This window comes from Paenibacillus sp. FSL L8-0644, from assembly GCF_038008165.1.
Classification (GTDB): domain Bacteria; phylum Bacillota; class Bacilli; order Paenibacillales; family Paenibacillaceae; genus Paenibacillus; species Paenibacillus polymyxa_D.
The window spans coordinates 3127308-3140768 of sequence record NZ_JBBOYN010000001.1 but is presented as its reverse complement, the minus strand read 5'-3'; the positions used below and the strand labels follow the sequence as shown (position 1 = coordinate 3140768).

Sequence of the window (13461 nt, the reverse complement as noted above, 5' to 3'; positions counted from 1 at the left end):
TATACTGTGCAGGAGGCGGCATCGGACGGTCCGAGCTGCACTCCAAGGGCACATTGCTCTACTTTAGCAAGTTTGTAAGACCATCATAACTTCATTTGAAGGTTACGTTGGATTCTGCTCTGAGCCGAACAGGACCGAGACAGAAGGGACGATCTCAAAATGAGTGTCTTTTTTGGCTGTTCGGACCTTTTGATGACGCAGATGTACAGGCGTTCATAAAAGGTTATTTTTTGTGCCAAAAAAAGATGGAAGGGAGCCATTCGCGATGGCAGGAAAACAAGCGCTGAATATTGTAAAAATGAAAAAAATGAAGCAGGAGGGCATTCCGCTCAGTATGCTGACCGCCTATGATTATCCATCGGCTAAGATAGCCGAGGAGGCGGGAATTGACATCATTCTCGTGGGGGACTCGCTGGGTAACGTAGTTCTTGGTTACGATTCGACCATCCCTGTGACCTTGGATGATATGGTGTACCATTCCCGGACAGTTGCAAGAGGCGCTGAGAATACATTTATCGTAGCGGACATGCCTTTTATGACATATCACGGCAGCATATCCGAAAGTCTTCAAGGCATCCGCCGTCTGATGCAAGAAGGACATGCGCATGCTGTTAAATTGGAGGGCGGAGCTGAAATTACCGATGTCGTAAAAGCGACTGTTCAGGCAGGTGTACCTGTGCTGGGACATATCGGGCTTACTCCGCAATCAGTTAATCAAATTGGTGGCTATCGCATTCAAGGTAAGGACGAAGCAGACGCACGCCGGTTGATGGCAGATGCCAAGGCATTAGAGCAGGCGGGTGCCTTTGGTATTGTCTTGGAATTGGTGACTGAGGAAGTGGCAACGGCGATTTCTAAAGAACTTTCCATTCCAACCATTGGAATCGGTGCAGGACGTGGATGTGACGGTCAAGTACTTGTTTATCACGATCTGATTCAGTACGCATCTCCTTATTTCAGCAAACGCTTTGTTAAAACCTATGCCGATGTAGGCGGCTTGATCCGTAGCAGCATTGAGCAGTATGTGAGTGATGTGAAAGGGCGGGCATTCCCGGCCGCAGAGCATGTATTCAGCGCGGATGACCGTGTTGTGGAGTCCCTGGAGTCCTTGTACGGACAGGCAAAAGGACAAGCGCAGAAACAAGCTAAGGAAAAGGTGGAATCTCAGTCATGATCATCGTAAGAGAAGTGGCTCAACTACGCAAGGTTATTGCCGAACGTCGGCAACTTGGAGCCAATGGAGCAAAAACGGTACACGATTCTGCCTCTTTACTGCAACATAAAGTCGGCTTTGTACCAACGATGGGATACCTGCATGAAGGACATGCGAGCTTGATGCACAAGGCGCGTGAAATGGCAGATACGGTGGTGCTTAGCATTTTCGTAAATCCGATCCAATTTGGACCGAATGAAGATCTGGAAAGCTATCCCCGCGATGAAGCTCGTGATTTGGAGGTAGCACGGCGCGAGGGCGTGGATATTGTATTTTTGCCAACTGTAGCAGAAATGTATCCACAACCAACCCAAACCAAAATTCGTGTATCCGCTTTGACAGATCGCTTGTGCGGTGCTTCCCGTCCCGGCCATTTTGATGGTGTGACTACGGTGGTAGCCAAGCTTTTTAACATGATAGGTCCTGATTTGGCCTTTTTTGGGATGAAGGACGCACAGCAGGTTGCTGTGCTCCAGCAGATGGTGACTGATCTCAATATGAACGTGACTATCGTACCTTGTCCCATCGTCAGAGAGGCGGATGGTTTGGCCCTCAGCTCCCGTAACGTGTATTTAAGTGCAGAACAGCGCGAGCAGGCATTGGTGCTGTCCCAGTCACTGCGTAAGGTGCAAGAAGTGAGCGAAGATATTGTAACAAACACAATTACGATTCGTCAGTTACATCAAATGGTGGAGTCCACCATTACTTCCTCTCCTTTAGCAGACATTGATTACATTGAAATTTTAACTTTTCCCGGTCTGGAGCCCCTTCTTCCCGAGCAGCGGCTATGTGATGTTCAGGAAGACATCATCGTAGCGCTAGCTGTGAAATTTGGCAGTACCCGACTGATTGACAATATAAGAATACAGAAGGCGGAGGTGCTTTCCCATGTTTAGAACTATGATGAAATCCAAAATTCACCGCGCTACGGTTACGGAAGCTAACCTGAACTATGTGGGGAGTATCACTATAGATGAAGATCTCATGGAGACATCGGATCTGTTGGAGAATGAAAAGGTTCAAATTGTAAACAATAACAATGGAGCTCGACTGGAAACCTATGTTATCCCCGGACCGCGTGGGAGCGGTGTGATCTGTCTCAACGGTGCGGCAGCTCGTTTGGTGCAGCCTGGTGATACAGTCATTATTATTTCCTATGCTTCCATGTCAAATGAAGAGGCCAAAACATACAAACCAACAGTGGTATTTGTTGATGAACATAATAAACCAGCCCAAACGATGAACAAAGAAGTACATGCGACGATCATGTAATGAATGGGAGTGCGGATGAAACCCGTCTTTTAAGCGAAAAATGTGAGTGTATTAATCCATCTTTCATAAGGGCGGGATGCACATGTTCCAGCATGTATTCGCAGAAATGAACAGCATGTTAGATGATATCGTGAAGCATTACCCATCAGCCCAGGGCTCCCGCAGGCAGGAGCTGCTACAGCACTGGAGTCTGCTGCGGAGAATGAGTGACGGAATTATGGATGAGTGGCTGGCCTTTGAGGAAAAAATGGTGTGCCTGCGTGCGGCCGGCTTTTCCGCGGAGACCGATATGTCTGACACGGAGCTGCCTGAAAAAGAGCTGCCGGCTTTTAGTCGGGGGCAAGGGTATTATCGATTACTTATGTACCCTGAGGCGATCCAACAATTTGAGCAGGTACTACAGCATTTTCCGAACAGTTGGCAGAGTCGCATGTATATGGGAATGGCCTATTTTCAACTAGATGATCCAGCAGAAGCTGTATACCATTTTCAGAAGGTGCTGGACCTGACTGAGCAGGCAGGACTAAAAGCGGTCATCTATAATGCGCTAGGCTGTCTGTTGGCAAAGCAGGCTGACGTAGAGGAGGCGCAAAAATGTTTTGCTCTCGCACATCAGTTCGATCCTGCGTTACCCGAGCCGCTGCACAATATGGAAGCCTGTTTGTCCGGTACCGAAAAGCTTCGATACGACAGCTCCATAATGACCTGGATGTAGTTGTCAGACACCGAGTAAGACGATGCATGCCCACCTCCTGAGGCGGCGTATGCATCGTCTTTTTTGGCTGTCTTAATTTCCAAACACGCGATCTTCTGCTATGCTAATATACGGAGTTATTATTTTTGTAAGTGTCATAAGAAAGGATTAAGCCCGAATGAAATTTGCGGTATTGGATTTTGAAACGACAGGCACCCAGTCCGCGGATGACATCATTCAAGTCGGACTTGCAATTATAGATCATGATAACAGCATTTCCCGTGTTTACGGCTCTTATGTGAACCCTGGCAGATCTATTCCACCTTTTATCACTGGATTGACCGGAATTACAGACGATGACGTGAAGGATGCACCTGCACTTGAAGAAATGATGATGGAGCTTGTGCCTATGCTGGACGATGTTGTACTGGTCGGTCATAATGTGGCGTTTGATTTTAATTTTTTGCAAAACGCTCTGGATCGGTGCGGATACTTGCCATTTAGCGGAAGAATCTTGGATACAATGGATTTTCTGAAAATTATGTTTCCATCACTATCTTCGTATCAGTTGGGTTTTGTGTCTTCTGAGTTCGGGCTGGCACATGATCGCCCTCACCAAGCAGACAGCGACGCATTGGCTACGGCTGAGGTGTTTTTAAAGTGTCTGGGTGAGCTTCAAGCATTACCTCTGATAACGATACAGCGGCTTAGTGATTTGTTTGCAGAGGAAGACAGTGACCTTGGATGGTTTCTTGATGGGGTGCGTGAAGAGAAAGAGCTTGATCCTATTCAGGATTTGGAGGGATATCAGTTTTTTCGTCAGCTTGCGCTAAAAGTGGAAGATTGGACGGAGCTAGCTGCTCCGCGTAGAGAAGATGACCCGAATCCACTGTCAGGTGTTACCTTTGAGGAGTACATGGATGATGTGCGGGACAATTTGCGTTCATCCTTGAGTCAATATGAGGAGCGCGAGGCGCAGATACAGATGATTGAGGGTGTGAATCAGGCACTGAGTGAAGACAAGCATCTGCTGATTGAAGCAGGTACAGGAACAGGGAAGTCTCTGGGTTATTTGCTCCCATCGCTGTATCACAGTGTGAAAAAGGGACAGCGCGTTATGGTGAGTACACATACGATCAACCTGCAGGAGCAATTACGCGAGCGCGACATTCCGATGCTAACCAAGGTGATTCCGTTTCCGTTCCGGGCTGCTATTTTCAAGGGTCGGGGACATTATTTGTGTCTGCGTAAGTTTGAACATAAAATAAACAGAAGAGACTTCGCTACACCGAAGGAAGATTTAATTACAGCGGCTCAGATGATCGTCTGGTTGACGCTAACAGAAACCGGTGATGATGAAGAACTGAATCTGAGCAACCGTGGAGGGGATTTCTGGGAAACGGTGGCGAGTGATTCAGAGTCCTGTCTTGGTCGTTCCTGCCCATGGTTCCGCAAATGTTATTATCATCGTGCACGCCATGAAGCAGGAATAGCGGATGTTGTTATTACGAATCACTCTAAGTTGTTCACAGACGTCAAAGCCAGTCATCAGTTGTTGCCGAGCTATGAACATCTGGTGATAGATGAAGCCCATCACCTGGAGGAAGTAGCTGGTAAACACCTAGGTATGCATATGAAATATTTCACACTCGTGCATACACTGACGCGACTGTTCAAAGACAGCAAGAATGGACAACTGCCTTCACTTCGTCAACAGTTGGCGAAATCGGGGCACGAGAAGTCGGCAGATTGGGCCTCAACTATCGACCAGCTGTATCCGCTCGTGTTAGAGGTGAAGGAAACTTGGGACCTGCTAAGCGACAAGCTGTTTGGCATGTTGCCGGAGCGAAGTGATGCGACACCGGGTGAAACAGGACAGTTTTCTTCCCGTCTCAAACCTTCGGCCAAGCCTGCAAAGTGGGATCAGGCGGGAGCTTTGGAAAATCAGCTATATGTAACGATGAGCGAAATTTTGCGCAAGGGCGACAAGCTGATGCTGGACGTCAAGGAAGAACATGACGATTATGCGGCGGATAGCCTTATTACAGATATCACGGGTCTGCTCAAGGATTTGGCGGGGATTCGAGAAAATTTGCGCTTTTTTATCCGACTCGATGATGAAACAACCGTATACTGGCTCGAGGCGAGCGGGCAATTCCGTAGTAAATCATTGCAATTTTATGCGGTACCCGTCGATGTGAGCCGCCAGTTGAAAGAAATGTTTTTTGACAAAAAAAGAAGCATTATTCTGACTTCTGCTACCTTGTCGGTAGATAAGTCGTTTCAGTACATGATCGATCAGCTCGGCTTACAGGAGGCCGCAGATCAAGAGCGGCTGATGACTTCGCAGCTCCCGTCACCCTTTAATTACAGGGATCAGGTGTTGCTGGTTATTCCACGGGATTTCCCAAGTGTGAAGGGCAGTGTAGGAGATGCGCATTTTGTAGATATGCTCGTTAGCTCTCTAGGAGCGACTGCTCAGGCGACACGTGGGAGAATGCTCGTTCTGTTTACGTCCTATCGGATGCTCCGGCAAGTGTATGAGCCGCTCAAAGAGGCCTTAGCATCCAGCGAAATTACTGTGCTGGGACAAGGTGTGGACAGTGGAAGTCGCAGCAAGCTAACCCGCCGGTTTCAGGAAGCGAAAGCTTCTGTATTGCTGGGGACCAGCAGTTTCTGGGAAGGCGTCGATATTCCGGGGAAGGCTCTGACTTGTCTAGCCATTGTTCGCTTGCCGTTTCAACCGCCGAATCACCCGCTGCTGGAGGCAAAAAGCGAACTGCTCCAGCAGCAGAAGAAGAATCCATTTATGAAGCTGTCTGTACCTCAAGCGGTCATTCGCTTCAAACAGGGATTTGGTCGGTTGGTACGTACAGCGAACGACCACGGGGTCGTTATCGTTTATGATACGCGTGTGATTGAATCCTATTACGGAAAGCACTTTTTGTACTCGTTACCGGGACCAAAAATGGAGCATATGCCATCGGAGCAAATGGTGCCCCGCATCGCCGAATGGCTCCAATCCGCCCCGGAGACAGAGGCATAACGGACGGACATAAGTATGTTCGTTACAATTAGGGGGAGCAAGTATGAAATCAGATAAAATTTCAGAGGCTGTCGTACGGAGGTTACCCGTATATTTACGTTATCTGAATGCACTTCACAAACGGGAGGTGGCTACGGTCTCTTCTCAAGAGTTGGGACAGAGGCTAGATTTGAACCCGGCCCAAATCCGTAAAGATCTTGCTTATTTTGGAGATTTTGGTCGGAAGGGTATTGGTTATGATGTTTCTTATCTCATTGAGAAAATACGCCATATCCTGAAAATCGACCAACAAATTAATGTAGTCTTGGTCGGAGCGGGTAATCTGGGGCAAGCCCTTTCGAATTATAACGCTTATTTAAAAGACAATATGAAGATTGTGGCGGTATTTGATGCGTTTCCGGATAAGGTAGGAACCAAGATCAATACATTGGTCGTGCAACCGATGGATGAACTGGAAGCGACTGTGAAAGAAAAACACATTCGAATCGGGATTATTACCGTACCTGATTTTGAAGCACAGCACGTGGCTGATAGGCTTATTGATAGCGGAATTGGAGCGATCCTGAACTTTGCACCGACTACTCTCAAGGCACCAGCCAACATTCGGATTCATGCCACAGACTTTACAACTGATTTGCTTAGCCTCGCTTATTATTTGGAGGACGGAAAGGAAGAAGCACAATATGACAGTGAATAAATGGATGATTAAAAACGGATCTTTTGCAGTAAATGGACCAGAAGCAGGGGTAGTCCATGGTTTTATGATTGTGGAGGATAGTCGTATTACTTATATTGGCGAAACCTTGCCTGCGGGTGAGGAAGAGACGGAAGCGATCGATGGTAAAGGGCTATTGTTTTTACCTGGTCTGATCAATACTCATGGTCATGCGGCGATGTCTCTACTGCGTGGGCATGGAGATGATTTGGCACTTCAAGTATGGCTTCAGGAAAAAATGTGGCCTATGGAAGCCAAGTTTACATCTACAGACGTGTACTGGGGTACGTCCTTGTCTGTGCTGGAAATGCTGAAAGGTGGAACAACAACCTTCCTCGATATGTACGATCATATGGATGAAGTGGCTCGTGTGGCTGAAGAGTCAGGTATTCGTGCAAGTCTGATGCGTGGAGCAATTGGACTATGTTCGCAGGAAGAACAGCGAATCAAGCTGGCAGAGGCCGTGACTTTTGCACGTAACTGGCACGGTAAAGCAGACGGGCGTATTACTACGATGATGTCTCCGCACGCGCCATATACATGTCCACCTGCGTTTATTGAAAAATTCGTACAAGCTGCGCATGATCTGGACTTGCCACTGCATACGCACATGTCTGAGACGATCGCCGAAGTAGAGCAAAACGTACGCGACTACGGTTTGCGTCCGGTTGCACACTTGGATAAGCTTGGCTTTTTCTCCCGTCCTTCGCTTGTTGCCCATGGCGTTCATTTGAACGACGAAGAAATAGCTTTACTGGCAGAACGTGGTGTAGCGGTTTCCCACAATCCTGGCAGCAACTTGAAGCTGGCAAGTGGTGTGGCAAGAGTGCCTGAATTGCTGCGTGCAGGGGTTACGGTTTCTCTCGGAACGGATGGTCCTGCCAGCAATAATAACCTGGATATGTTCGAGGAAATGCGTCTGGCAGCACTTATTCACAAGGGTGTATCCGGTGACCCTACGGCAGTTCCTGCAAGTGAAGCGCTGCGTCTGGCAACAGAATACGGTGCAAAGTCGATTGGTTTAAAAGAAGTAGGAGCGTTGGCAGCAGGCAACAAGGCTGACTTTATCGCGCTGGATCTGAATCAGGCACATTTCTTGCCGCGTACAGATCTTATTTCCCATGCGGTATACTCTGCAAGCGCCAAGGACGTGGCTCATGTGTGGGTAGACGGTCGTCAGGTTGTGAAAAAGGGCGAATGCCTGACTATGGACGAGGAACGTATCAAACATGAGGCACAAGCCGCCTTTGAAGGGCTTCTGTCGCGCTAATTCAGGTGTCACATCCCCTTAGAGAGGAAGCACGGGTTTGAAAAATAAGAAAAAATGGATAGCGGTCGCCATTTTGGCCGTGATACTGATCCTGGTCAGCATTTTCTGGTATTATTCCTATGTTACTCAAGACCAGGTGGCTGAGAAAAATGCCGCTATCATTAAGGCCAAGCAATCAGGTGGTCTGGTTAGCACGACTCAAACATGGAAGTCTGTGTGGGATCAGGTATATTGGGTGGTTCAGGGGAAAAATGCACAGAATGAAAATATAATGGTATGGGTTCCTTTTCAAAAAGTGGGGGGACAACCTAACGTACCTGCCGCAGATAATAGCGGTGTTCATACCGAGCTGCTGAAGAACGGAGTCGACGAGCAAAAAATGACGTCGCTAATTCAGCAGCAGCTTCCAGGTGTAAAAATTGTAAGCCTCCAGCCGAGTGTGTTCAATGGCGAATATGTGTGGCAGCTGTTTTACGATGATGGAAGCCATCATTACTATGCCTTTTACCGTTTTTCAGATGGGGGAGCGACGGGGGTAAAGTATACTTTGCCCAATAACTGAGCTGGTTGAGGATCAGCAGATGTGGAATGAATGACTAGTAAATGATTAAAAGCTCAAGAAAAAGACGTAAATGCGATGAAATTCGTATTTACGTCTTTTAGTCTTGCTATGCCGTAAAGATGAGCTGAATGCCAGCGAAGCATCTTTACCTACCCAACTTCTCTCCTAAGGCAAATTCATCTTTATGGCGGGCAACAGCGATCGTAAGATCAAATCCTACACGCAGCGTCCCACCTCCACCATAACCAAAGATTTTGCCTCATCACAACTCCTCCACACATTGCCTTCGATTTTAGATATACGTTATGATATACTATATTTTATAAGTGATAGACAAAAATGATAGAAAAAAGAATTGCTGATCACTGTAAGATCATGCAATTTGGTTGTTTGTTGACATTCGTCCCGTTTCTTCTGAGTTTTACATTTTGAGAGGAGGATGTTGTTTGAAAGTGCGTGCAGTTCCTATCGTTGTGGCGGCAGTTTTGGCAGCTTTGCTGCTATTTGGGGGATGGTTCATTTACCGTCAGGTTACAATGCAAAGTCCTCTGGAAAAACTGGTTTCTCAATATCCAGGCGTGACAAGCGCTCAAATAGATATTAAACAGGATCAGGTTGTATTGAAACTAGATCTCAAACCGCAGGCGGATGTGGCCGGATTGGTCGATGTAGTTAAGCAAAAAGGACAATCCATCATTGGCAGCCGCACCATTAAGCTCGATATTGCAGACCGTTCCAATTCAGCACTGAATCAATGGTGGTCTGAGGCTATGTTTCCTGTAGCCGAAGCGATGGAAAATAGAAAGTATACTCAAATTTCATCTACAGTTGAGCATATGAAAAAGAAAAAGACGGGTATCAAAGCTGATACCGACATGGATTCGAACAATGTCTATATCCGACTCAGCGAAGGGAAAGCGACCAAGTTTATCGTTTTGCCACGTCAATCTCAGCAGATGGGGGTATGGCCTAATGCCTAGATGGATCAAGGAAATATTAATCGGCATTGTGCCGGTAACCATTATATTTCTCGTTTTTATTGGGGTAAATATTATCCCTCTTCTAGTTGCTGGTGTGATGTTCAGCGGCTTGTTAATGCTCATGCATGCTCGTGGAGGCTTGGCCGTAGGTGCTGGGCAAGAACGTAAACGTAAAAAAAATGGCCCGGACAAGCTGACTTTTGAGGAAATCGGTGGGCAAGAAAGCGCTAAGCAGGAGCTGCGTGAGGCCTTGGATTTTTTGAATCGACATGATGAAATCTCCAAGTTTGGTATCCGTCCATTAAAAGGCGTTTTGCTCACAGGTCCTCCGGGAACAGGAAAAACACTGATGGCTAAGGCAGCGGCACACTATACTAATTCTGTTTTTGTTGCAGCCTCAGGTAGTGAATTTGTTGAAATGTACGTTGGTGTTGGAGCAGGTCGTGTGCGTGAGTTGTTCCGGGAGGCACGTACTCGTGCAGCCAAGGAAAAGAAGGAAAATGCAATTATTTTTATTGACGAAATCGACGTAATTGGTGGTAAACGTGAGGGTGGACAGCAACGAGAATATGATCAGACTTTGAATCAGTTGCTGACAGAAATGGATGGTATTTACTCGGTAGATACACCGCGGATTTTGATCATTGCGGCAACAAACCGTAAAGAAATGCTGGACAGCGCCTTAACGCGTCCAGGGCGTTTTGACCGTCATATTCAAGTGGATTTGCCTGATAAGAAGGGCCGTCTTCATATTCTTAAAATTCATGCCAAAAACAAACCGATTCAGGAAGATGCGAATCTGGATAAAATTGCTGAGGAATCTTATGGGTTTTCTGGCGCACAGCTGGAGAGCGTAATGAATGAAGCGGCAATCTATGCGATGAGACAGGATCAGAAAATGATTGCACAGAAACATCTGTCGATGGCAATTGACAAAGTGATGATGGGTGAAAAGACAGATCGAGAATCGACCTTGGAAGAGAAAAAACGTGTAGCGATCCATGAACTGGGACATGCTATTATGGCCGAAATTGTTCGTCCTGGTAGCGTAAGCCAGGTTGCACTTAGCCCACGTGGGAAAGCGCTTGGGTATGTGCGCCACAATCCACAGCAAGAGCATTATTTATACACCAAGCAGTATCTGGAGGAGCAGATTATGATCTCGCTCGCAGGGGCTACGGCAGAAGAAATGTACTATGGCGGTCGAAGTACCGGCTCTAGTAATGATTTTGAGCAGGCGCTGAACATCGTCCATACGATGATGACTTCCGGTTTGACTTCACTTGGCATTATTAACATGGAAATGGTAACGAAAGAAGAACTCATGCGGGAAAATGGCGAGATTATGGCTGACCTGCATACCCGAACTTTGGAACTGCTGGAAAAGCATCGTCCTGTGTTCGACAACTCACTTGACATCCTAATGAAGGAGGAAACTTTGTCTGGAGACCAATTTAGATGTCAATTTAGTGAAAATGCTTTATTACCAGCATAATTTTTTATGCTGGTTATTTTTTTTTACTTTTAGTCCGTGCTAAGATATTATTATCTATTGGGACATAAACATGTATTTTTCGACAAAGAAGGATACAATATATGAGAGTGACCAGGAAAGGGTGGAGTTAAGAATCATGCAATTTAAAAAAATCGGCGTCATCGGCGGCGGCACCATGGGACAGGGGATTTCTGAAATGCTCGCGTCCAAAGGAATCGATGTGCTGCTGGTAGAGCAGACACCAGAGAAACTAGACTACGCCTACAATATGATTGAAACGAGTCTGGACAAACAACTGGAAAAATGGGCAATTACTCAAGCTGAGAAAAAATTGATCTTATCCCGCATTCAGAAAGTATCCCATTTAGCGGAGCTCGGCAGCTGTGATATGGTCATTGAGACTATTACAGAGAATCTGGACGAGAAGAAAGCAGTGTTCCAAGAGCTGGACCATGTGTGTCCAAACAATATTATTCTTGCAAGTAATACATCCACGCTGAGCCTGACCGAGCTTGCCAGCTCGACCAAGTATCCAGAGCGTGTTATTGGTATGCACTTTATTTATCCAGTATCCCGTATTGATCTCGTAGAAATTATTCGTGGTTTAAAAACTTCGGATGATACCTTTGAAAACACTAAGATGTTCGTGGAAGAAATAGTGGAGAAAAAAGGAGTCATGATTTATGAATCTCCTGGATTCGTAACAAGCCGGATTATCTGTCTGCTGATTAACGAAGCGGCCCATGTACTTCAAGAAGGCGTGGCTTCCGCTGATGATATCGATGACGCTATGCGAATCGGCTATAACTTCCAAAACGGTCCTTTGGAAATGGCTGACCGCTTTGGTCTGGATTCCGTTTTGGCTGCTCTGGAGCGTATGTTCCGTGAATTTGGTGAATTGAAATATCGTCCGTCCATCGTACTGAAGAAAATGGTGCGTGCAGGTAATCTGGGCGTGAAATCGGGCGAAGGCTTCTTTAAGTACGACAAGGATGGTGACCGGATATGAAAATTCTCGTAATCAATGCAGGGAGTTCTTCTCTGAAATACCAATTGTATGATATGACGGACGAGTCCGTTTTGGCAAAGGGACTGGTAGAGCGTATCGGTATGGATTCCTCCATTCTGACGCATAAGCCAACCAATAAAGAAGAATACACCGAAGTTAGCGAAATTTTGGAACATACTACAGCCATCCGTAAAGTGCTAAACGCACTCACAGATGCTGAACATGGTGTAATCTCCAGTACTAGCGAAATTCAGGCTGTGGGCCACCGTGTGGTTCATGGAGGCGAAATCTTTAAACAGTCAGCAGTTGTAACGCCTGAAGCGAAGAGTGAAATCCGCCGCTTGTTTGACCTGGCGCCACTGCATAACCCTGCTTCCATGATGGGGATTAAAGCGGCTGAATTGAATATGCCAGATGTACCGCAGGTTGTAGTATTCGATACCTCGTTCCATCAAACCATGCCTGAAAAAGCTTATATGTACGCCATTCCAAGAGTGTTGTACAATAAGTACAAGGTTCGTCGTTACGGTGCCCACGGTACTTCCCATGACTTTGTGAGTAAGGAAGCAGCCAAATTCCTTGGTCGTCCTTTGGAAGACCTGAAGATTATCACTTGTCATATCGGTAATGGTGGTAGTATAACAGCAGTTCAAGGCGGTTTGTCTGTTGATACTTCCATGGGGATGACTCCACTGGAAGGCCTTATGATGGGTACTCGTAGTGGTGATTTGGACCCAGCAATCGTACCTTATGTCATGAACAAAGAAGAATTGACTGTCAATGAAGTCAATTCCATGCTGAACAAGCATAGTGGACTTTTAGCTATCTCCGGTATCAGCAGTGACATGCGTGAAATCACAGAAGGTATGGAAAAAGGCGAAGCTAATTCTACATTGGCATTTGAAATGTATGAATACCGTCTGCGCAAATACATTGGATCGTATGCTGCCGCAATGAACGGGGTAGACGTAATTGCATTTACAGCAGGTGTAGGCGAGAACTCCATCGTTCTGCGTAAGAGAGTGTTGGAGCAATTGACATTCCTCGGTGTCGAGCTGGATGAATCGTTGAATGCTATTCGTTCTGGCGAGCCTCGCCGGATTACAACTGCAAATTCAAAGGTAGAAGTACTGATCATTCCAACGAACGAAGAACTGGTTATTGCCCGCGACACGTTCCGTCTGGTTCAGTAGTTCGGTTCGAAA

12 protein-coding genes are annotated in these 13461 nt (G+C 46.5%); all 12 read left to right on the top strand.

Annotated features, from left to right (window positions below):
* Positions 1 to 265: 265 nt before the first annotated feature.
* The 12 genes from panB (at position 266) to NSS94_RS14045 (ending at position 13449) form a co-directional block, all read left to right on the top strand.
* Positions 266 to 1174, top strand: coding sequence for a 3-methyl-2-oxobutanoate hydroxymethyltransferase (panB, locus tag NSS94_RS14100; RefSeq protein WP_039271112.1), 909 nt, complete (start codon positions 266 to 268; stop codon positions 1172 to 1174).
* Complete coding sequence (panC, locus tag NSS94_RS14095) at positions 1171 to 2109, top strand: pantoate--beta-alanine ligase (protein ID WP_069011505.1); 939 nt, start codon at positions 1171 to 1173, stop codon at positions 2107 to 2109. The genes panB and panC overlap by 4 nt, the downstream gene beginning before the upstream one ends.
* The gene (panD, locus tag NSS94_RS14090; protein WP_013371641.1) at positions 2102 to 2485 is read left to right on the top strand and encodes an aspartate 1-decarboxylase; all 384 of its coding nucleotides are present in this window, start codon (positions 2102 to 2104) and stop codon (positions 2483 to 2485) included. Before panC ends, panD begins: the two co-directional genes overlap by 8 nt.
* A gap of 82 nt (positions 2486 to 2567) precedes the next feature.
* Positions 2568 to 3200: a tetratricopeptide repeat protein gene (locus NSS94_RS14085; RefSeq protein ID WP_209947376.1), complete on the top strand. Its 633-nt coding sequence runs from the start codon at positions 2568 to 2570 to the stop codon at positions 3198 to 3200.
* Positions 3201 to 3357: 157 nt separating this feature from the next.
* The gene (dinG, locus tag NSS94_RS14080; RefSeq protein WP_318627170.1) at positions 3358 to 6225 is read left to right on the top strand and encodes an ATP-dependent DNA helicase DinG; all 2868 of its coding nucleotides are present in this window, start codon (positions 3358 to 3360) and stop codon (positions 6223 to 6225) included.
* Between the two features lie 43 nt (positions 6226 to 6268).
* Positions 6269 to 6922, top strand: coding sequence for a redox-sensing transcriptional repressor Rex (locus tag NSS94_RS14075; RefSeq protein ID WP_341039510.1), 654 nt, complete (start codon positions 6269 to 6271; stop codon positions 6920 to 6922).
* Positions 6909 to 8210, top strand: coding sequence for an amidohydrolase (locus NSS94_RS14070; protein ID WP_341039508.1), 1302 nt, complete (start codon positions 6909 to 6911; stop codon positions 8208 to 8210). Before NSS94_RS14075 ends, NSS94_RS14070 begins: the two co-directional genes overlap by 14 nt.
* A 37-nt stretch (positions 8211 to 8247) precedes the next feature.
* Entirely contained in the window at positions 8248 to 8772 is a 525-nt protein-coding gene (locus NSS94_RS14065) for a cell wall elongation regulator TseB-like domain-containing protein (protein ID WP_029517371.1), read from the top strand.
* A gap of 446 nt (positions 8773 to 9218) precedes the next feature.
* Positions 9219 to 9752 (top strand): hypothetical protein, encoded by a 534-nt coding sequence (locus NSS94_RS14060; protein ID WP_341039505.1) that lies wholly within the window; start codon positions 9219 to 9221, stop codon positions 9750 to 9752.
* A complete protein-coding gene (locus NSS94_RS14055) occupies positions 9745 to 11247 on the top strand; it encodes an AAA family ATPase (protein ID WP_029517373.1) in 1503 nt (500 codons plus the stop codon). Before NSS94_RS14060 ends, NSS94_RS14055 begins: the two co-directional genes overlap by 8 nt.
* Before the next feature lie 136 nt (positions 11248 to 11383).
* Positions 11384 to 12256 (top strand): 3-hydroxyacyl-CoA dehydrogenase family protein, encoded by an 873-nt coding sequence (locus tag NSS94_RS14050; RefSeq protein ID WP_029517374.1) that lies wholly within the window; start codon positions 11384 to 11386, stop codon positions 12254 to 12256.
* A complete protein-coding gene (locus NSS94_RS14045; RefSeq protein ID WP_029517375.1) occupies positions 12253 to 13449 on the top strand; it encodes an acetate/propionate family kinase in 1197 nt (398 codons plus the stop codon). Before NSS94_RS14050 ends, NSS94_RS14045 begins: the two co-directional genes overlap by 4 nt.
* Positions 13450 to 13461: the final 12 nt, after the last annotated feature.

What these genes read in the sequence shown, in the direction of transcription:
- NSS94_RS14085 (WP_209947376.1), top strand. Translation starts at nt 2,568, where the DNA reads ATGTTCCAGCATGTATTCGCAGAAATGAACAGCATGTTAGATGATATC.
- panB (WP_039271112.1), top strand. Translation starts at nt 266, where the DNA reads ATGGCAGGAAAACAAGCGCTGAATATTGTAAAAATGAAAAAAATGAAG.
- dinG (WP_318627170.1), top strand. Translation starts at nt 3,358, where the DNA reads ATGAAATTTGCGGTATTGGATTTTGAAACGACAGGCACCCAGTCCGCG.
- NSS94_RS14070 (WP_341039508.1), top strand. Translation starts at nt 6,909, where the DNA reads ATGACAGTGAATAAATGGATGATTAAAAACGGATCTTTTGCAGTAAAT.
- NSS94_RS14050 (WP_029517374.1), top strand. Translation starts at nt 11,384, where the DNA reads ATGCAATTTAAAAAAATCGGCGTCATCGGCGGCGGCACCATGGGACAG.
- NSS94_RS14075 (WP_341039510.1), top strand. Translation starts at nt 6,269, where the DNA reads ATGAAATCAGATAAAATTTCAGAGGCTGTCGTACGGAGGTTACCCGTA.
- panC (WP_069011505.1), top strand. Translation starts at nt 1,171, where the DNA reads ATGATCATCGTAAGAGAAGTGGCTCAACTACGCAAGGTTATTGCCGAA.
- NSS94_RS14045 (WP_029517375.1), top strand. Translation starts at nt 12,253, where the DNA reads ATGAAAATTCTCGTAATCAATGCAGGGAGTTCTTCTCTGAAATACCAA.
- panD (WP_013371641.1), top strand. Translation starts at nt 2,102, where the DNA reads ATGTTTAGAACTATGATGAAATCCAAAATTCACCGCGCTACGGTTACG.
- NSS94_RS14055 (WP_029517373.1), top strand. Translation starts at nt 9,745, where the DNA reads ATGCCTAGATGGATCAAGGAAATATTAATCGGCATTGTGCCGGTAACC.